We start from the raw sequence: 18,366 nt of genomic DNA, 5'->3' as shown, positions 1-18,366 counted from the left end.
TGTTGACAAAAGGGATTCCTCTGGCAGTCGTCGTATGATTCAAGCTCATCTCTACGTGGGAGATGAACTTGGCACGCAACCTGATATCCGACGATGAGTGGACCTTCTTCGAAGGCTTCATTCGTGCCGTCCGGCACGCTAACGGGCGGAAACCCGCGAACCATCGTCTTGTTCTCGATGGAATTTTCTGGATCGCAAGGACTGGTGCGCCATGGCGTGATCTGCCCGAAGAGTTTGGCAAGTGGTCCTCGGTCTACCGTCAGTTCCGCCGCTGGACTTTGGCGGGACTGTGGGAGGATATCCTGGATGCGCTGAACCACGCTGAGATCGCGCCAGACAAGCTCCAGATGGTTGATAGCACTGTGATCCGCGCGCACCATCATGCGGCGGGCGCAAAAGGGGGACTCCGAAAGAGGCTCTTGGCCGTTCGAGAGGTGGGTTCTCGACCAAGATCCATCTCAGGGTCAACGGCGCAGGCCTCCCGATGAGGACCGAGATCACGCCGGGGCAAGAGTCCGATTACACCGGCTACGATCTGGTGATGGCCGACAATCTTCCACAGCCCGCCGTTCTGGTCGCCGACAGGGGCTATGACTCTGATAAAATTCGGGAAGACATCGAGAGCCGCAACGCCCTGCCCATGATACCGATGCGAAAGAACCGAAGGGTGCGCAAGGCTGTCGACATGACCATCTATACCCTGCGCAACATGGTCGAGCGCTGCTTCAACAAGCTGAAAAACAGCCGCCGCCTGGCAACCCGCTACGACAAAACCGCCGAAAGCTTCCTCGGCTTCGTCGACGTCGCCTGCATCAGGCTCTGGCTCCGCCATTTGTCAACATGACCTAATCCGCTATGTTTATGCCGACGCCGCCTTTGCCCGGATCTCGGCCAGCGCCGCCTACCGCGCGGCGGCACCCGAGATCGCCGCGGCCTTCGAGGAGGCCCGCCGCGCCGGGGCGGCTAAGCGCGACAAGGTGCTCACCGCCGAGCGGGATCGGCTGGACACGGCCATGGACGCGCTCGATCCCGCACGGCACGGGCCGTCCGATCTGCCGGACTGCGCCGCTTTCGACAGGGACCAGCCCTGGCTGCGTCCGCTCCTGTCGCATTGTCGGGACCTGTGGCGCAGCTTCGAGGCCCGTCACACCCATCTGCGCTGCGAGCGGCTCTTCGAGATCGCTCCGGCCGAACTGCGCAGCGGGGCCTTCGATGTCGGTGGCGGCGAGAGGTTCGATGCCACCGAGATGCTCTGCAACCATGGCTTTGAGGCCGAGGCGAGAACGCGCGGCGGGCTCTTCTCGGCCAGCCGCACCGAGCTGAGCCTGCAGCTCGGGCCGCTGGAGGCGCCGCTGACCCTAACCGGCACGCTCCACGGCCCGGACGCGACGGGGCTCTGGCAGCTGCGGGACCTCGACCTCAGCCCCGGCCGCCTGGCGCGGGACCTCGACCCCGATGCGCCCGAGACCCTGCGCCACTGCCTTTCCGACCACACCCGCTGCCAGGACTGACATCCACTCTCACCCACCCCAGCACCACGGAGACGACCATGACCATCACCTCGACGACCACCACCCGCCGTTCCGCGATACCCCTCCCTGCCCTCCTGCTGCCGGCGCTCCTCCTGCCCGGCGCGGTGACTGCGGCGCCCTATCTCGGCCGCTGCCAGATGGGCGAATGCATCCATGTCGATCAGGTCTCGCGCCAGGTGGTCGGCGAAGGCAGCGCCGCCGTGCCGGGCGATCTGGTGATGGTCGCTCTGCGCACCGCCGTCCCCGGCGCGCCCGAGGCCGATCCCGCCACCCTGGACTGGGAGGCGCCGGCCCCGGTGCAGTTCTTCTGCTCCGAGATCCGGCCCGCCTTCCGCTCGGGCGACGGCAGCTACCAGGGTCTGGATCTCGTGACCCCCGTCGGCGCCACCACGCTGGTCACCGCCATGTATCTGCATGCCTGCCACCCGGAGGCGGAGATCGGTGAGAACCTCTTTGCCGCGGCCGCCGCGCTCGGCTACGGCGCCACTAGCACCGAGGTCTTTGCCGACCTCAACGCCCTGACGGCGCGCTGATGAAAGCTCGGATTGGTGAGGTCGAATGGATCCACGATGGAGCCATTTTCGAACCGTTCATCGATCCTGACGTTGCCCCCAACTTCTATCCAGGGTGAGCGAGACTCCGGGTTTGAGTTTTGCCTGTTTGGGCGGGTTGGGCAACGGGGGCTGGCGCGGAGCTTTGCGGGTTGCGCAGCGTCAGGCCCCGTTGCGGTGTGAAGGTTTGGGCGAACTCCGCAGGCGTCTGCCAGCCGAGGCGCGAGTGCGGGCGTTCGGTGTTGTAGTCCATACGCCAGGCGGCCAGCGTGGCTCGGGCATGGTTCAGGGACGGGAACAGCGTCTCGTTCAAAAGCTCGTCGCGCAACCGACCATTGAAGCTCTCGATGAAGGCGTTCTGGGTCGGCTTGCCCGGCGCGATATAATGCCAGTCGATCTTGCGGTCGTCGGCAAAGGTCAGGATCGCGTTCGAGGTGAACTCGGTGCCATTGTCGCTGACCACGGTTCCGGGCTTTCCGCGGGCCTCGAACAGCGTTGCCAGTTCCCGCGCAACCCTTGCGCCGGACAGGGACGTGTCGGCGATCAGGGCGAGGCATTCCCGCGTGCAGTCATCCACCACGGTCAGCACCCGGAAGCGGCGGCCATCGGTCAGCTGGTCGGAGACGAAGTCCAGCGACCAGCGCTGGTTCGGCATCAGCGGAAGCGCCATCGGGGCTCGTGTCCCTATCGCCCGTTTGCGGCCACCGCGGCGACGGACATGCAGCCGCTCCTCGCGATAGATGCGGAACAGCCGCTTGTGATTCACCTCATGACCCTCACGGCGCAGGAAGACATGCAGCCGTCGATAGCCGAACCGGCGGCGCACCCGCGCCAGTTCTTTCAGCCGATCGCGCAGCACGGGGTCATCCTGCCGGATCGCCTCATAGCGCATGGTCATCCGACAACATCCGATCACCCGGCACGCCCGCCGCTCGCTCATCCCGTGGCCTGACACCAGATACGCGATCGCTTGCCGCTTCGCGGCGGGCGTCACCACTTTTTTCCCAGCAGGTCCTTCAGAGCCGAATTGTCCAACATGGCGTCGGCGAGCAGCTTCTTGAGCCTCCCGTTCTCATCCTCGAGCGCCTTCAGCCGCTTTGCCTCGCTGACATCCATGCCGCCATATTTGGCTTTCCACTTGTAGACGGTCGCATCGCTGACGCCGTGCTTGCGGCACAGATCGGCGACGGAAACGCCGGCCTCGTGCTCCTTTAGAATGCCGATGATCTGATCCTCGGTGAACCTGCTGCGCTTCATCTCTGGTCCTCTCGGTTAGGCCAGAGTCTACCTCAGACTGGATTAGGTGTTTGATCCCATGGTTTGATGGTGCAATCCTTTCGCAGGAATGGAAGGAAGCATTATGGGACAAGTTCGTCACGGGAGCGCCACGACCACGCACGCTGTCAGAGCTGCAATAATGAGGGCCGGCTCGCCATCGGTCCGAGGGCCTCGCCCGAATGATCGCAAGCTTCGCTCGCGCAGCTGAGCCGGGAGCTCGGCATCAACCCAAAGACTGTCGCGAAGTGGCGCAAGCGCGAGACAGTTGAGGACCGTAAGACTGGGCCGAAGGAGCCACGCTCCACGGTCTTGAGTGAGGCCGAGGAAGCAACAATCGTCGCGTTTCGGCGCCATACGCTGCTGCCGCTGGACGACTGCCTCTACGCTCTTCAGCCCTCTATCCCACATCTGACGCGCTCGGCGCTGCACCGATGCCTGCAGCGGAATGGCATTTCGCGACTGCCGGACGTGGGCGGGGACAAGCCCAAGCGTGCGAAGTTCAAGCGCTACCCGATAGGTTTCTTCCATATCGACATCGCCGAGGTGCAGACGGCCGAAGGCAAGCTCTTCCTCTTCGTAGCCATTGATCGCACCAGCAAATTTGCTGTCGTTCAATTGGCGGAAAAGGCCAACAGGAAAACCGCTTGGGAGTTCCTGGAGCACCTTCTGGACGTCGTGCCCTACCGCATCCACACGATCCTGACCGATAATGGCATCCAGTTCGCAGAGCAGCCTCGAAACCGTAACACTCCTTACTCTCGGCAAATGCGGTTCGACATGATTTGCGAGGCAAACGGGATCGAGCATCGGCTGACCAAGCCCAACCACCCGTGGACGAATGGCCAAGTCGAGCGGATGAACAGGACGATCAAGGACGCGACCGTCAAGCGCTACCACTACGACAGCCACAGCCAGCTGCGCACGCACCTCGCCGATTTCATCGCCGCCTACAATTTCGCACGCAGGCTCAAGACGCTGAGCGGTGTCACACCCTACGAATACATCTGCAAGGTCTGGACTTCAGAGCCAGACAGATTCATCGTCAATCCGATCCACCAGATGCCGGGACTGAACACCTAGGCGGAGGGGGCAACGTCAATCCGCGAGCTGAAATAGATGAGTATTACCTGTCGCCATAGCGGCGCACCGATCAACCCCTCACCCCATCTGGAAAGGAGAATAAGATGGCACGGCGAATTGCTTCTGCGAAATGCACCTCGGTATCGGATCAAGGCGAAAGCATCTGTTTTCGTGGCGATATGGAGGACTGGGGCGCTTGAGGAGTAAGCTCGTCCACGATGCCACTTTTGACGATCACGCCGCTTTTGGTTCCGAGCGGTGGGTGGCGGCGCGATTTGGGCGTTCACCAGACTGGCTGAGGAAGACCAGGTCAAAGCTTGAGGTAGACGGGTTTCCACCACCTGACCCGATCGTCGGATTTACACTGAAAGCCGACGTAGACGCTTGGCTCTCCAAACGCCGAAGGGTCGCAGACCCTGCACGAAGTCAAGAATATCATCATCAGGCCCAGAGGGCCGATCTAAGCAAGCTATAGGAGTATAAAAGTGACTTATAAACCCGCACTATGGGACGGGAGCGATCCGCTCTACGCCCCGCATACCGCAAGAACGAAAGATCTTCTCTATTGGAAACCAACTAAGCGCTATACTGAAGCCGGATTTCCAGCGGCGCCTCGGCGACTTCCCGGTCGCTTGGGTGACGGTAACGAGCTGGAACGAGCCCGTCTGGCGCGCGAGTATACCCGGGAAATGCTGCTGTTCCTTGAGAGCCCCGAGCCAAAGGCCGTTCCGGGCTCGTGGAAACATCTTATCGGACGCTATCTGAACGACAGTTACAGCCCGTTTCACGAGCTTAAAGGGAATACTCAGGAAGAATACCTGCGGAATATCGGACGATGGGAGGCTGCAGTCGGCACCAGCTTGGTCCGAGACACGACCTTCGAAGTGGCGAGGAGTTGGCAGCAAGCGATGGCGACAAACGGCAGGTCAATCGCCTATCAGAAGCGCCAGTTTACGATGCTGAGGGTCCTGGCAGGCTATGGTGCCGCCATCGTATTCGACGGCGGCGAAGCTGTGAAGAACGTGCTGTCAGGGATGCGTATCAAAAATCCAAAGCCCCGCGACGTTGCCCCGACAAAGGTGGAGGTCTACGCCGTCATCAGTGCGGCCGACGAGGCAGGTGACGCCATGGTCGCATTGGGCCTGTCCTTGCAATGGTGGCTGACGCTGCGGGCGGTAGATGTGCGTGGTCAGTGGCTCCCCGGCAGCAAGGGCGGCATCGTTCGGGACGGCCGCTACTGGACTGATGGCCTTACTTGGGACATGGTCAGCTCGGACTTATCCTCAATCCGAAAGGCTCCGTCCAAGACGAAGGACGTCCTGCCTCAGCCTCTTGTCTATGATCTGATTCCGTTGGTCGACCTGCGGCAGAGGCTGTCAAAAATCCCCAAGGTGCAACGAGTGGGCCCCGTTATCGTCCAGAAGAACGGCATGCCCTATACCAAGCGGCGCTGGACGACCCTCTTTGCCCGCTATCGGAAAGCGGCCGGTATCAGCGAAGAGATCCTCTGTATGGATATCCGCGCGGGGGCAATCACCGAAGCCGTGGAGCTTGGTGCCTCCGAGATCGAGGCTCAGCATCAGGCGAACCATACGCAACCGTCCACCACGGGGCGCTATGTCCGGCGACGCTCAAAATCGATGAACAAGGTGATCAGAATGCGCTCCGGTGGAACGAGGGGCGAACGATGACTCAACTTTCGTCTCAACCGCGTCTCAACCCCATCAAAGGGCAACAGTCTAAGCATCTGGAAAAAATGGCGGACCCGGAGCGATTCGAACGCCCGACCCCCAGATTCGTAGTCTGGTGCTCTATCCAGCTGAGCTACGGGTCCGTCTTGAGGTGGGGAATTAACGGGGGCGCCGGGGGAGCGCAAGGGCGAAACGTCAAAAATCTGCAATCTTTTTCACCGCCCCCGCAAAGCCCCCCGCAAAGCCCGGCTGTCAGGCCGGGGCGGGCTCGGCGCGCATGGACAGGGCGGCCATGCCGCGGGGGATCTGGATGCAGAACTGGCTGCCCTCGGCATCGCTGCGCAGCAGGTCCAGCCGTCCGCCATGGCCCCGGATCAGGTCGGCGGCGATGGTCAGGCCCAGGCCCGTGCCGCCGCGGCGGGTGCTGCCTGTGAAGGGCTTGAACAAGTATTCGCGCGCCCGGTCCGGCAGGCCGGGGCCGGTATCGCAGACCTTGATCCACCAATCGGATTCGGATTCGCCCGCGCCGATTTCCACCGTGCCGGACTGGCCGGTGGCCTCGATCGCCTGGCGGGCGTTGCGCGCCAGATTGGCCAGCACGCGGTAAAGCTGGTCGCGATCGGCGCGGATCATCAGGCTGGGGGGGATGTCGGTCAGGAACTCGACCCGGCCGGCGGGCTCGGCGGCCAGCGATTCCGCCTCGATCACCTCGGCGGCCAGCTTGGCCAGGTTGAAGCGCGACAGGGTGGGCGCGGGCTCCTCGGCCTTGCCGAAGGCCAGGGTCGTCTCGCACAGGTTCACCGCGCGGGTGATCGAGTTCACCAGCTTGGGCGCGGCGCGGCGGACCTTGGGATCGGCGCTGTCCTCCAGCCGGTCGGCAAAGATCTGGGCGGTGGTCAGGATGTTGCGCAGATCGTGGCTGATCTTGGCGACGGCCTGGCCCAGCTGGGCCATCCGCTCCTTCTGCTTCAGGGACGAGGTCACGGTCTGCTGCATGGATTGCAGCGCGGTCTCGGCGTCGCGCAGCTCGGCCAGGCGGGCATCGGGAATGATGATGTGGCGCGCATCCTCGGGGGCGCTGGCATAGGCGGTCATGTGGCTGATCACCCGCCGGATCGGCGCCAGGATCAGCCGCTGCGCCGCGGTGAACAGCAGCACCGCCGTCAGGATCGAGAAGGCCGCCGACACCGCCAGCAGCCGCAGCCCGTATTCGACCATGGCCTCGCGCAGGGGGGCGGTCTGCATGGTGATCTCGATCAGCTGGCCCGCCTGGTTCACCGGGGCCCCGATGACACGGATCACCCGGTTCTGCGGATCGAACAGCGCCGCCAGCGAATCGTCGATGGTCTGCAGCACCCCTTCGGACCGCAGGTCATAGGTGGCGGCGATCGGACCGGGAATGGGCGATGACAGGACCAGCTGGCGGATGTCGTCGCGCCGCAGCACGACGTTGAAGACGCCCGCGGTCTCCAGCAGTTCCGATTCCAGGTCCAAAGCGATGGATTCGTCCGTGGCCAGCAGCGCCAGGCTGGCGATCTGGGCGCGTTCCAGCCGCGATTCCAGGTAATCCAGACGGAACCCCGCCAGCGAGGGCAGCAGGATGAACAGCTCAGCCAGGATGACGAACATCGTCGTCAGCAAAGCGAATCGGCCAGAGATCGTGTTCAGTCGCATCGTGCCCGGGTTATGGTGGGAAGATCGGCCCTTGTCAGCCAAGGGATTGCGTCATTGTCCATCAAACGAATGTGATCGCCCGGCGGTTCCAGCGCGGAAACCTGCGCGAAGACGGGTTTCCAAGGTTGACGCGGCCGGTTTCGTCCAGTAACCAGCGGGCTTCGAACAACCGGCGCCGTGGCGCAGGGCAAGTTTTCGCAACCTGCCCTGTCCGGTCGCCCCCCGCAAGAACCGACCCGGAGACTGACCATGAAGCGCACCTTCCAACCCTCGAACCTTGTTCGTGCGCGCCGTCACGGCTTCCGCGCCCGCATGGCCACCAAGGGCGGCCGTCTGGTGCTGAACCGCCGCCGCGCCAAGGGCCGCAAGCGTCTGTCGGCCTGATCCCCCGGGATCCTGCCGGCGGCCCCGCCGCCCGACCAAAGGCTTTCGACATGCCGCCCTTGCCCCATCCCGCTGTCTCGCAGCCCCAGGATGTCGGCATGGCGGCATTTCGCATGCCCCCCGTCCTGCAGAAGCGTGCCGATTTCCTGGCCGCTGCCCGGGCACGCCGTCAGGGCATGCCCGGCTTTCTGCTGCAGGCGCGGCGGCGCGACGATGACGGCCCGGCCCGCGTGGGCTTCACCTGTTCCAAGAAGATCGGCAATGCCGTCGCCCGCAACCGCGCCAAGCGCCGCCTGCGCGAGGTCGCGCGGCTCGGCCTGCCCGGCCTGGGCCTGCCCGGATGGGACTATGTCCTGATCGGCCGCCCGGAGGCGACGATTGCCCGCCCCTTCGCCGATCTGCAGGGCGATTTTGCCCGCGCCATGGCCAAGGTCCACGCATGACGCCGCTGGCGCGGATCCTGGCCCTGCCCGTCCGGGCCTATCGGCTGGTCGCCTCGCCCTGGGTCGGGCATGGCTGCCGGTTCCAGCCCACCTGTTCGGCCTATGCGCTGGATGCGCTGGCGCGCCATGGCGGGCTGCGCGGCGGGCTGCTGACCCTGCGGCGCATCGGGCGCTGCCACCCTTGGGGCGGGCACGGCTATGACCCCGTGCCCGGCGCCGATCCCGACCATGAAAGGGCCCGCGATGCTGGACGACGCTGACACGACCGAGATCCATCCCCTGTTCGCGGGCGCCCCGGACAGCACCGAATTCCGCAAGCTGCGCAAGCGCCTGGTCCGCGAGACCCGCGCCGCGATCGAGGATTACGGCATGGTCCGCCCCGGCGACCGCTGGCTGGTCTGCCTGTCGGGCGGCAAGGACAGCTATGCCCTGCTGGCCGTGCTGCATGAATTGCAGTGGCGCGGGCTGCTGCCGGTCGATCTGCTGGCCTGCAACCTGGATCAGGGCCAGCCGAACTTTCCGGCGACCGTCCTGCCGGAATTCCTGAAGGCGCGCGGCGTGCCGCACCGGATCGAATATCAGGACACCTATTCCGTCGTGAAGGAAAAGGTCCCCGCGGGCCGGACCTATTGCGCGCTGTGCTCGCGGCTGCGGCGCGGCAATCTCTATCGCATCGCGCGCGAGGAGGGCTGTTCGGCCGTCGTTCTGGGCCATCACCGCGACGACATGCTGGAGACCTTCTTCATGAACCTCTTTCACGGCGGGCGCATGGCCACGATGCCGCCCAAGCTGCTGAACGAGGAGGGCGACCTGACCGTGCTGCGCCCCCTGGCCTATGTGGCCGAGGCCGATTGCGAGCGGTTTTCCCGCGCGATGGCCTATCCGATCATCCCCTGCGACCTGTGCGGCAGCCAGGAGGGGTTGCAGCGCGTCCAGGTCAAGCGCCTGCTGGACGAATGGGAGGCCCGCAGCCCCGGCCGCCGCCAGGTGATGTTCCGCGCGCTGATGAATGTCCGCCCCTCGCATCTGCTGGACCGGGAATTGTTCGACTTTTCCGCAATTTTTCCCGGCGAGTCGCCCCGGACCGGGGACCAGCCCCCCATCCTGTCGGCGAAGGACGGCGGCCATTAACGGTCCGACAAGCAATTTGACCTAATCCTGATGCCGGTGATTCCGTGAAAGGTCCGGCATGTCCAAGAAATTAAACCGTTTGTTCTCGCCTCTGCGCCGGCTGGTTTGCGGTCAGCGGCGGAAAGAGGACATGTCCCGCAGCGTGCTTTTGCTGCGTCTGGAAAACGTCGAGGCCCTGAACGCCGCCTTGAGTAAAGTCGCCATGGGACATCTGCTGGTACAATTGTCGATGACATTGGGCGGTGCCGTTCGGCCTTATGATCCAGTGCAGATCCTGGCACCCGGTCTCTATGCCGTTGTCCTGCGCAACCGCACGGACCGGGATTCGCTGCAGGTCGCCAAAAGGTTGCATGAACAGGCGCAAAATCCGCTTGTCTATTCCGATCAAACAATCTTGCCCGTGCTCACTGGCATCCTGATCCACGCAGACCAGCCGAATCTACCTGCCGTTCCGGATCTTATCGGCAATGCCCAGCAACGCATGTCCCTGGTAAATGACCTTGAGCTCGGCCGCCTGCGATTGCATCCCTACGACCCAACCCTTTGCGACAGCAAGCTTGCCGCCACTGTTTCCGATGCGGTCGTCGCGGGTCAGATCGAAGCATGGTTCCAGCCGCAGATTTCTTGCCATACCGGTCAGGTAACAGGCTTCGAAGCCCTGGCCCGTTGGAACCATCCGACCCGGGGAATTCTGGCGCCCGGGGCATTCATGCCTCAGATGTCGTCTGCTGACCATAAGACACTGACCCTGTTCATGCTTGCGCAGTGCATGTCAGCCCTGAACTCCTGGGACCGGGACGGTTTTGATGTTCCGACTGTGTCGATCAACATCTCCAACTGCGAATTGTCGGATCGCGGTTTCGCCGATTGCCTTTTGTGGGACTTGGACCGCCATGAAATTCCGACAAAGCGGCTGGTCGTAGAGGTCTTGGAAAGCGTTGGACCCGTCACCAGCAGCAACGAGGCGCGCGAGAACCTGCGCAAGCTGGCCGAGGCGGGCTGCCAGATCGACCTGGACGATTTCGGCACCGGCTATGCCAGCTTGGACGCGATCCGCCAGTTCGGCATTAACCGCATCAAGATCGACCGCAGCTTCGTCACAGCCTGCGACATCGATGGCGCGCAACAGCGCATGATCCTGGCAATCCTTGCCTTGACCGAACGCCTTGGTATTGCAGCCTTGGCCGAGGGTGTTGAAACAAGAGCGGAATATGCCTTTCTGGCGCAGATGGGCTGCGACGAGGTGCAAGGCTATGCCGTCGCTCGGCCGATGCCGTTGGCTGATACCCGTGTGTTCCTGGAGCGTCACAAGGACGCGGCGGCACGTCTGCCGACGATCGCACAGCGGGGGTGACGCGTTTCGGTCACCTGCGATTTCCCCAAGGATTCCTGCCCGCGCGGGCAAATCCGCTTGACCTTTCGGGGTGCGTTCTGTTGAACCGGCGCGACTGACGCGATGACGGTGGCAAGGACATGGAAGACAACAACCGCAATCTGATCCTGGCGACCGTGCTGTCGTTCCTGGTGATCCTGGTCTGGTACACGGTCTTCGCCCCGGAGCCGGTCTCGGACCAGCCCTCGGGCCAGCCCATCGCCGAACAAGGCATCGGCGACCAGCCGCTGGTCCCCGCCGGAACCCCGGCCGCGACCGCGCCCGCCGACCTGGCCGAGGCGCCCGCCGCGGGCGAACCCGTGGGCCGCGTGCCGATCCAATCCGAGGCGCTGGCGGGCTCGATCTCGCTGGCCGGCGGGCGGATCGACGACCTGCTGCTGACCCGCTACCAGGAGACCCAGGACGCAGGCTCCCCGGATGTGCGCCTGCTGTCGCCCTCATCGGCCACGGCCGATGACCGGGTGAACGTCAACGTCACGCGCCCCTATTACGCCGTCTATGGCTGGACCCCCGGTCCCGGCACCGATGCCGCCGCGGTCCCCAACCCCGCCACCGTCTGGACGCTGGAGGATGGCCAGACCCTGGCGCCGGGCCAGCCCGTCACGCTGGCTTGGGACAACGGCGCGGGCCAGATCTTCCGCCGCACCTTCGCGCTGGACGACAACTACCTCTTCACCGTCTCGCAGAGCGTCGAGAACACCGGCGACGCGGCCTTCTCGGCGGCGCCCTACGGCATCATCGCCCGCCACGGCCGCCCGGTGACCGAGAATTTCTTCATCCTGCACGAGGGCGTCGTCGGCATGGTCGACGGCACCCTGATCGAGATGAAGTACAACGCCATGACCGACATGGACCGGGTCGAGCGCGAGGGCCGGGCCGAGATCTACGAGGTCAGCGGCAATGGCTGGATCGGCTTCACCGACAAATACTGGATGACCTCGCTGGCGCCTGCGCCGGGCCAGGCCTTCACCGCGGTCGTGAAATATGCCGAGGGTGCCGACATCTATCAGACCGAGGCGCGTTTCCCGATGCAGACCGTCCAGCCGGGCACGACGCTGACGGCCGACAGCTATCTGTTCGCAGGCGCCAAGGTCTGGGACGTGATCCGCTCCTACGAGGAGAATCCCGGCATCCAGCGTTTCGTCGACTCGATCGATTGGGGCTGGTTCCACTTCCTGACCAAGCCGATCTTCCGCCTGCTGCACTGGCTGCACGGCATCATCGGCAACATGGGCTGGGCGATCATCGCGCTGACCTTCGTGCTGAAGACGCTGGTCTTCCCGCTGGCCCGCAAATCCTACATCTCGATGGCCAAGATGAAGGAATTGCAGCCCCAGATGGAGGAGATCAAGGCCCGCACCGGCGAGGACCGGATGAAGTTCCAGCGCGAGGTCATGGAGCTCTACAAGCGGGAAAAGGTGAACCCCGCCGCGGGCTGCCTGCCGATCCTTTTGCAGATCCCGATCTTCTTCTCGCTCTACAAGGTGATCTTCGTCACGATCGAGCTGCGCCACGCGCCGTGGTTCGGCTGGATCCAGGACCTTTCCGCGCCGGACCCGTCCAGCCTGCTGAACCTCTATGGCCTGCTGCCCTATGGGGTGCCGGCGCAGGGGACGCTGCTGCATTCGCTGACACTGCCGGTCCTGGCCATCGCGCTCGGCGTCAGCATGTGGCTGCAGCAGCGGCTGAACCCGACGCCGACCGATCCCACGCAGAAGATGATCTTTGCCTGGATGCCGTGGATCTTCATGTTCATGCTGGGCGGCTTCGCCTCGGGGCTGGTGCTCTACTGGATCACCAACAACGTGATCACGATCATCCAGCAATACACGATCATGTCGCTGCATGGCGCGCGGCCAGACCTGTTCGGCAACATCCGGGCCTCGATGCCGTCGCGCAAGCGGGGTGACAAGCCAGGCAAGGAAGGCGCCGGGAAATGACCGCCCGTCTGGCCCTGATCCGCCGCCACCCGATCAAGTCGGTCGGCGGAGAGGGGCTGGACGCCGTCACCCTGTCCCCCGCGCGTCGCCTGCCCGGCGATCGCGAATGGGCGATCCTGACCGAGGCCGGCGAAAGGCTGGCCCTGGACCGCCAGGATGGCGACGGCCAGCCGGATCGCTGGCTGCCGAAATCCTGCTTTCTGCGCGGCGTGCTGGCCCCCGGCCTGCAGGCCGTGACCGGCGGATGGGATGACGGGCGGCTGGTGCTGCGCCATCCCGACCGGCCCGACCTGACGATCGACCCCGAAACCGAGGGCCCGCGGCTGGTCGACTGGCTGGCGCCGATCTGGCCTGCCGAGGCCCCCGCCCCGACCCGCCTGGTGCGCGGCGCGGGCCTCTGGACCGATCAGAAATGGCCTTGGGTCTCGATCCTGTCGCTGGACAGCCTTGCCGAGCTGGAGGGTCGCGTCGGCCACCCCCTGGGCACGCATCGCTGGCGCGGCAATCTGTGGGTCCAGGGCTGGGACGCCCATGCCGAACGCGACATGATCGGCCGCATCCTGCGCATCGGCCAGGTCGAGCTGCGCGTGACCGAACCCATCGGGCGCTGTCAGGCGACCTCGGCCGATACGGAGACGGGCCGGCGCGACATCGATATGGTCGCGGCCTTGGGCCGGCATTACGGACATACGGATTTCGGCATCTTTGCCGAGGTCGTCACCGGCGGCACGATCCGCCTTCAGGATCAGGTCAGCGCATGAAAGTCGTCTTCCCCACCGCCCCCGAGCCCGATCCCGCCCAGGCCGAGGCCGCACGGCTGCTGTTCGCGGGGCCGGTCGATTTCGTCAAGGGCGTCGTCCATATGGACGGCCTGCCCCCCGCCGACCGGCCCGAGGTCTGCTTTGCCGGACGATCCAATGTGGGCAAATCCAGCCTGATCAACGCGCTGACCGGCCGCAAGGGCATCGCCCGCGCCTCGAACACCCCCGGCCGCACGCAGGAGATCAACTATTTCGCCCTGGGCGAGCGGGCCTATCTGGTCGACCTGCCCGGATACGGCTTTGCCAAGGCCCCGGTCGCGGTGGTCGCCAAATGGCAGGCACTGCTGAAATCCTATCTGGCCGGGCGCCAGACCCTGCGCCGGGCCTTCTGCCTGATCGATTCGCGCCACGGGGTGAAGGATGTCGATCACGAGATCATGACCCTGCTGGACCGGTCCGCCGTGCCTTTTCAGGTGGTGATGACCAAGACCGACAAGCTGGGCCCCAATGCGCTGAAACCCGTGCTGGCCCAGGTCGAGGAGGCGCTGCAGAAGCATCCCGCCGCCTATCCCGAGATCGTGTTGACCAGCTCGGAAAAGGGCCATGGCATCGCCACGCTGCGCACGATCATCGCCGGGCTGGACTGATCCGCCCTTGCGTCCTAGGGTCCGGCCGTCAGCCAGGGACCCCCAAGGATGAGAAAACAGACCATGAATCGTGACTGGATCGCCACCGCCCGCACCCTGTCCGAGGCGCTGCCCTATCTGCAGCGCTATTCCGGCGCGGTCGTGGTCGTCAAATTCGGCGGCAACGCCATGGGCGATGACGAGGCGATGGCCGAATTCGCCCGCGACATCGTGCTGATGAAGCAGGTCGGCATGAACCCGGTCGTCTGCCATGGCGGCGGCCCGATGATCAACGACCTGCTGGGCAAGCTGGGCATCGAGAGCCGCTTTGTCCGCGGCAAGCGCGTCACCACAAAGGAGACCGTCGAGGTGGTCGAGATGGTCCTGTCGGGCCTGGTCAACAAGCGCATCGTCCAGGCCATCAACGATGCGGGCGGCCGCGCGGTGGGCATCTCCGGCAAGGATGACGACATGATGGTCTGCGAGGCGGACGATCCCGAACTGGGCTTCGTCGGCCGCCCGGTCGAGATGAACGTCCAGATCATCCGCGACCTTTATGGCGCGGGCATGATTCCGGTGATCGCCCCGGTCGCCACGGGGATGGAGGATAACGAGACCTTCAACGTGAACGGCGACACGGCGGCGGGCGCCATCGCGGGCGCGCTGAAGGCCGACCGGCTGCTGCTGCTGACCGATGTGGCGGGGGTCAAGGACGCCTCGGGCGAGGTGGTGACGCAGCTGCATCCCGACCAGGTGCGCGCGATGATCGCCGATGGCCAGATCGCCGGCGGCATGATCCCCAAGACCGAGACCGCGCTGAAGGCGCTGGATGACGGGGTGCGGGCGGTGGTGATCCTGGACGGGCGGGTGCCCAATGCCTGCCTGCTGGAGCTGTTCACCGAACATGGCGCGGGCTCGCTGATCCGCACGACGGAACCGCGGGTCAAGCCGCGCGGGCTGCGTCAGGGCGATACCGGGCTCTGACGCGCGTTCCGCTTGCTGCTCCGCCGGGACCTGTGGCAGGCTGCCTGAACCGACGGCATGGCACGAGAGGCAAAGACCCCATGACCCCCACAGGACACCGCCGCCTGATTCTGACCCGCCATGCGAAATCGGCCTGGGACGATCCCACGCTGGACGATCACGACCGGCCGCTGAACGAACGCGGCCGCCGGTCGGCCCGCGCGCTCGGCGACTGGATGGCCAGCCGCGGCCACGAGCCGGAGGAGGTGCTGTGCTCGACCGCGCTGCGCACCCGCGAGACATGGGAGATGCTGGCCATCGCCCCGCTGGAGGTGCGGCCGATCATGCGGTTCGAACCCACGCTCTATCACGCGGGGCCGGACCGGATGCTGGCGGTGCTGCGCACGGCGACCATGCCCACGGTGATGATGCTGGGCCATAATCCGGGCATTTCGGAATTCGCGGCCATGCTGCCCGCGCGGGCGCCGATGGACCCGGATTTCCGCCGCTATCCCACGGCGGCGACGCTGGTCGTGGATTTCCAGGTGGATAGCTGGGACCAGGTCCGCCCGGGCGAGGGCAGCGTGCTGGATTTCATCCGCTTCGACGGCCGCAGCTGAGACGCGTCAGGCAAGGGGCCGGGCAGGGGTCGCCCCCTGCCCCGCCCTTCAATGCCCCAGGATCTGGCTGAGAAACAGCTTGGTCCGTTCCGACCGCGGGTTGTTGAAGAATTCGGTCGGGGTGTTCTGCTCGACGATCTGGCCCTGATCCATGAAGATCACGCGATTGGCCACGGCCTGGGCAAAGCCCATCTCGTGGGTGACGCAGATCATGGTCATCCCCTCCTCGGCCAGCTCGATCATGGTGTCCAGGACCTCCTTGATCATCTCGGGGTCCAGCGCGCTGGTCGGTTCGTCGAACAGCATGATCTTGGGCTGCATGCAGAGCGAGCGGGCGATGGCCACGCGCTGCTGCTGGCCGCCCGACAGCTGGCCCGGATATTTGCCGGCCTGTTCGGGGATCTTGACCTTTTCCAGGAACCGCATGGCGGTCGCCTCGGCCTGCTTGCGGGGGATCTTGCGGACCCAGATCGGCGCAAGGGTGCAGTTCTCCAGCACGGTCAGATGCGGGAACAGGTTGAAATGCTGGAACACCATCCCGACCTCGGATCGGACCTTGTCGATGTTCTTGATGTCGTCGGTCAGTTCGACCCCGTCCACGACGATATGGCCCGCCTGATGCTGTTCCAGCCGGTTGATGCAGCGGATCAGCGTGGATTTCCCCGATCCCGACGGCCCCGCGATGACGATCCGTTCGCCGCGATGCACGGTCAGGTCGATGTCGCGCAGCACGTGGAACGATCCGTACCACTTGTTCATGTTGCGGATCTCGATGGCGACCTCGTCGCTGACGCGCATCTGGCTGCGGTCGATCACCCGTTCGATGGTTTCCATGATGTGGTCCTTACCTGTGGTCCCGCTGCAGGCGGCGTTCCAGATACATCGAGTATCGCGACATGCCGAAGCAGATGAGGAAGAAGATGGCGCCGACGAAGATGAACGGCTCCCAGTAGATGCCCTTCCAGGCGACATTGGCGCGCACCGCGTCCGACATCGACTTCAGCGGGTCGTAAAGGCCCACGAAGGTCACCAGCGTCGTGTCCTTGAACATGCCGATGAAGGTCGAGACGATCCCGGGGATCGAGATCTTCAGCGCCTGCGGCAGCACGATCAGCCGCTGCGCCTTCCAGTAATCCAGGCCCAAGGCGTCGGCCGCCTCGTACTGCCCCTTGGGCAGGGCGGCCAGGCCCCCGCGGATGACCTCGGCCATATAGGCGGCGGCGAAGATCGTCACCATGATGATGACGCGCAGGATGATGTCGAAGGTCGTGCCCGGCGGCAGGAAGTAGTTCAGCAGCAAGGATGCCACGAAGAGCAGCGTGATCAGCGGCACCCCGCGGATGAATTCGATGAAGATCACCGACAGCGACTTGATCAGGAACATGTCCGACTGCCGCGCCAAGGCCAGCACGATGCCCAAGGGCAGCGACAGCGCGATCCCCGCCACCCCAATGGTCAGGGACAGAAGAAAGCCGCCGAACCGGTCCGAGCGCACCGACTGGATGGACAGCGACAGCAGGTTCTCGGCGTCGCGCGCCGCGTCCCCCGCCAGCATCAGCCAGAACAGCACCGTGACCAGGATCGCCGCGACCGTCGCCAGCAGGGGCGAGACGCGCGACAGCACCCGCCACGCGATCCAGCCCAGCACCGGCCCGACCAGCACGAAGATCGGCCCCCAGAGGCTGCCGCCCCACAGGAACCACACCCCCAGCAGCGGATAGATGATCGAAAAGGGCAGCAGCCACATGATGTTGCGTTCCGACGCGACCAGCCCCACGACCAGGACCAGCGTCGCAAAGCCCAGCCATCCCGCGGGCGCCCCCAGGACGATCATCGCCCACAGGGTCACCACGGCGGTGATCGCCAGCACCACCCGCCGGATGGTCAGCGAGGCGCTGAACAGCACCGGCGCCAGCGCGACCATCATCAGCCCGAAGGTCATGGTCGGCCGCCAATAGAGGTCCTGCGGATAAAAGCCGAACAGATACTGGTTCCAGCGTTCGCGGATCACCGCGAAGCAGGCGCCGCGCGCGCCCTCGCCCCAGGTGGCGGCGACGATCTCGCGGCATTCGTTCAGGCTGTTGGCGTTCCAGACGGAATGGGCGAACCAGTCCCAGAAGGTCGCGACCAGGAACCAGACGATGCCGATCCCCAGGATGGTCAGGATGGTGTTCACGGGGCCGGAAAACAGGTTCTCGCGCAGCCAGCGCACCGCACCGGATTCCCGCACCGGGGGCGCGGCCGAAGGCAGCATGGTGTCGCGGACGAAGCCTACGGTCTGGGCGTGGGTGTCGCTCAT

General features: G+C 64.8%; 18 protein-coding genes, 1 tRNA gene and 1 pseudogene. 15 read left to right on the top strand and 5 right to left on the bottom strand.

All coding sequences use genetic code 11. From position 1 onward, the window contains the following. Nucleotides 1–62: 62 nt before the first annotated feature. From JHW48_RS03765 to JHW48_RS03755, 3 genes are all read left to right on the top strand, one after another. Nucleotides 63–844, top strand: a protein-coding gene (locus tag JHW48_RS03765; RefSeq protein WP_119887974.1) for an IS5-like element ISPaes1 family transposase whose coding sequence is annotated in 2 segments (ribosomal slippage) — nt 63–405 and nt 405–844 — 783 coding nt in all. Because the reading frame shifts where the segments join, the coding sequence is not laid out codon by codon here. Between the two features lie 169 nt (nt 845–1,013). Further along, entirely contained in the window at nt 1,014–1,511 is a 498-nt protein-coding gene (locus tag JHW48_RS03760; protein ID WP_147388206.1) for a hypothetical protein, read from the top strand. Between the two features lie 38 nt (nt 1,512–1,549). Further along, nucleotides 1,550–2,065, top strand: coding sequence for a hypothetical protein (locus JHW48_RS03755; protein ID WP_119887944.1), 516 nt, complete (start codon nt 1,550–1,552; stop codon nt 2,063–2,065). An 85-nt stretch (nt 2,066–2,150) separates the two neighbouring features. Here the strand turns inward: JHW48_RS03755 and JHW48_RS03750 are convergent. Further along, nucleotides 2,151–3,340, bottom strand: a protein-coding gene (locus JHW48_RS03750; protein WP_272835763.1) for an IS3 family transposase whose coding sequence is annotated in 2 segments (ribosomal slippage) — nt 2,151–3,082 and nt 3,082–3,340 — 1,191 coding nt in all. Because the reading frame shifts where the segments join, the coding sequence is not laid out codon by codon here. A gap of 103 nt (nt 3,341–3,443) precedes the next feature. Between JHW48_RS03750 and JHW48_RS03745 the strand changes: the two are divergent. Further along, nucleotides 3,444–4,441, top strand: a pseudogene (locus JHW48_RS03745) (IS481 family transposase). 689 nt (nt 4,442–5,130) lie between these two features. Further along, nucleotides 5,131–6,132 carry a tyrosine-type recombinase/integrase gene (locus tag JHW48_RS03740; protein WP_119884979.1) on the top strand — a complete coding sequence of 334 codons (1,002 nt, stop codon included), beginning with the start codon at nt 5,131–5,133 and terminating at the stop codon, nt 6,130–6,132. Between the two features lie 66 nt (nt 6,133–6,198). Here the strand turns inward: JHW48_RS03740 and JHW48_RS03735 are convergent. Further along, nucleotides 6,199–6,275, bottom strand: a tRNA-Arg gene (locus tag JHW48_RS03735). 109 nt (nt 6,276–6,384) lie between these two features. After that, on the bottom strand, nt 6,385–7,806 hold the full coding sequence (locus JHW48_RS03730; RefSeq protein WP_119884980.1) for a sensor histidine kinase: 1,422 nt from the start codon (nt 7,804–7,806) through the stop codon (nt 6,385–6,387). Between the two features lie 249 nt (nt 7,807–8,055). On the opposite strand from JHW48_RS03730, the gene rpmH reads away from it, so the two are divergent. The 10 genes from rpmH (at nt 8,056) to JHW48_RS03680 (ending at nt 16,067) form a co-directional block, all read left to right on the top strand. Further along, complete coding sequence (gene rpmH, locus JHW48_RS03725) at nt 8,056–8,190, top strand: 50S ribosomal protein L34 (protein WP_042247969.1); 135 nt, start codon at nt 8,056–8,058, stop codon at nt 8,188–8,190. A 98-nt stretch (nt 8,191–8,288) separates the two neighbouring features. Continuing rightward, nucleotides 8,289–8,633, top strand: a complete 345-nt coding sequence (gene rnpA, locus JHW48_RS03720) for a ribonuclease P protein component (protein WP_240637682.1) — start codon at nt 8,289–8,291, stop codon at nt 8,631–8,633. After that, a complete protein-coding gene (gene yidD / locus JHW48_RS03715; protein WP_119884982.1) occupies nt 8,630–8,893 on the top strand; it encodes a membrane protein insertion efficiency factor YidD in 264 nt (87 codons plus the stop codon). Before rnpA ends, yidD begins: the two co-directional genes overlap by 4 nt. Beyond that, a complete protein-coding gene (gene ttcA / locus JHW48_RS03710) occupies nt 8,877–9,764 on the top strand; it encodes a tRNA 2-thiocytidine(32) synthetase TtcA (RefSeq protein ID WP_119884983.1) in 888 nt (295 codons plus the stop codon). The genes yidD and ttcA overlap by 17 nt, the downstream gene beginning before the upstream one ends. Before the next feature lie 58 nt (nt 9,765–9,822). After that, a complete protein-coding gene (locus JHW48_RS03705) occupies nt 9,823–11,118 on the top strand; it encodes an EAL domain-containing protein (RefSeq protein WP_119884984.1) in 1,296 nt (431 codons plus the stop codon). A gap of 119 nt (nt 11,119–11,237) precedes the next feature. Beyond that, nucleotides 11,238–13,097, top strand: coding sequence for a membrane protein insertase YidC (yidC, locus tag JHW48_RS03700; RefSeq protein ID WP_119884985.1), 1,860 nt, complete (start codon nt 11,238–11,240; stop codon nt 13,095–13,097). Further along, on the top strand, nt 13,094–13,858 hold the full coding sequence (locus JHW48_RS03695; protein WP_119884986.1) for an MOSC domain-containing protein: 765 nt from the start codon (nt 13,094–13,096) through the stop codon (nt 13,856–13,858). Before yidC ends, JHW48_RS03695 begins: the two co-directional genes overlap by 4 nt. Then, entirely contained in the window at nt 13,855–14,505 is a 651-nt protein-coding gene (yihA, locus tag JHW48_RS03690) for a ribosome biogenesis GTP-binding protein YihA/YsxC (RefSeq protein ID WP_119884987.1), read from the top strand. The genes JHW48_RS03695 and yihA overlap by 4 nt, the downstream gene beginning before the upstream one ends. A 63-nt stretch (nt 14,506–14,568) precedes the next feature. Continuing rightward, entirely contained in the window at nt 14,569–15,468 is a 900-nt protein-coding gene (gene argB / locus JHW48_RS03685; RefSeq protein WP_119884988.1) for an acetylglutamate kinase, read from the top strand. Between the two features lie 80 nt (nt 15,469–15,548). Then, nucleotides 15,549–16,067, top strand: coding sequence for a SixA phosphatase family protein (locus JHW48_RS03680; protein WP_119884989.1), 519 nt, complete (start codon nt 15,549–15,551; stop codon nt 16,065–16,067). Between the two features lie 48 nt (nt 16,068–16,115). Here JHW48_RS03680 and JHW48_RS03675 read toward each other — a convergent pair whose 3' ends face one another. Together JHW48_RS03675 and JHW48_RS03670 are read right to left on the bottom strand one after the other, a co-directional pair. Then, nucleotides 16,116–16,901, bottom strand: a complete 786-nt coding sequence (locus JHW48_RS03675) for an amino acid ABC transporter ATP-binding protein (protein ID WP_170152215.1) — start codon at nt 16,899–16,901, stop codon at nt 16,116–16,118. A gap of 10 nt (nt 16,902–16,911) precedes the next feature. After that, complete coding sequence (locus JHW48_RS03670; protein WP_119884990.1) at nt 16,912–18,366, bottom strand: amino acid ABC transporter permease; 1,455 nt, start codon at nt 18,364–18,366, stop codon at nt 16,912–16,914.

This window comes from Paracoccus aestuarii, assembly GCF_028553885.1.
Taxonomy (GTDB): Bacteria; Pseudomonadota; Alphaproteobacteria; order Rhodobacterales; family Rhodobacteraceae; genus Paracoccus; species Paracoccus aestuarii.
The sequence above is the reverse complement of the archived record's forward strand: the minus strand, read 5'-3'. Positions and strand labels throughout refer to the sequence as shown.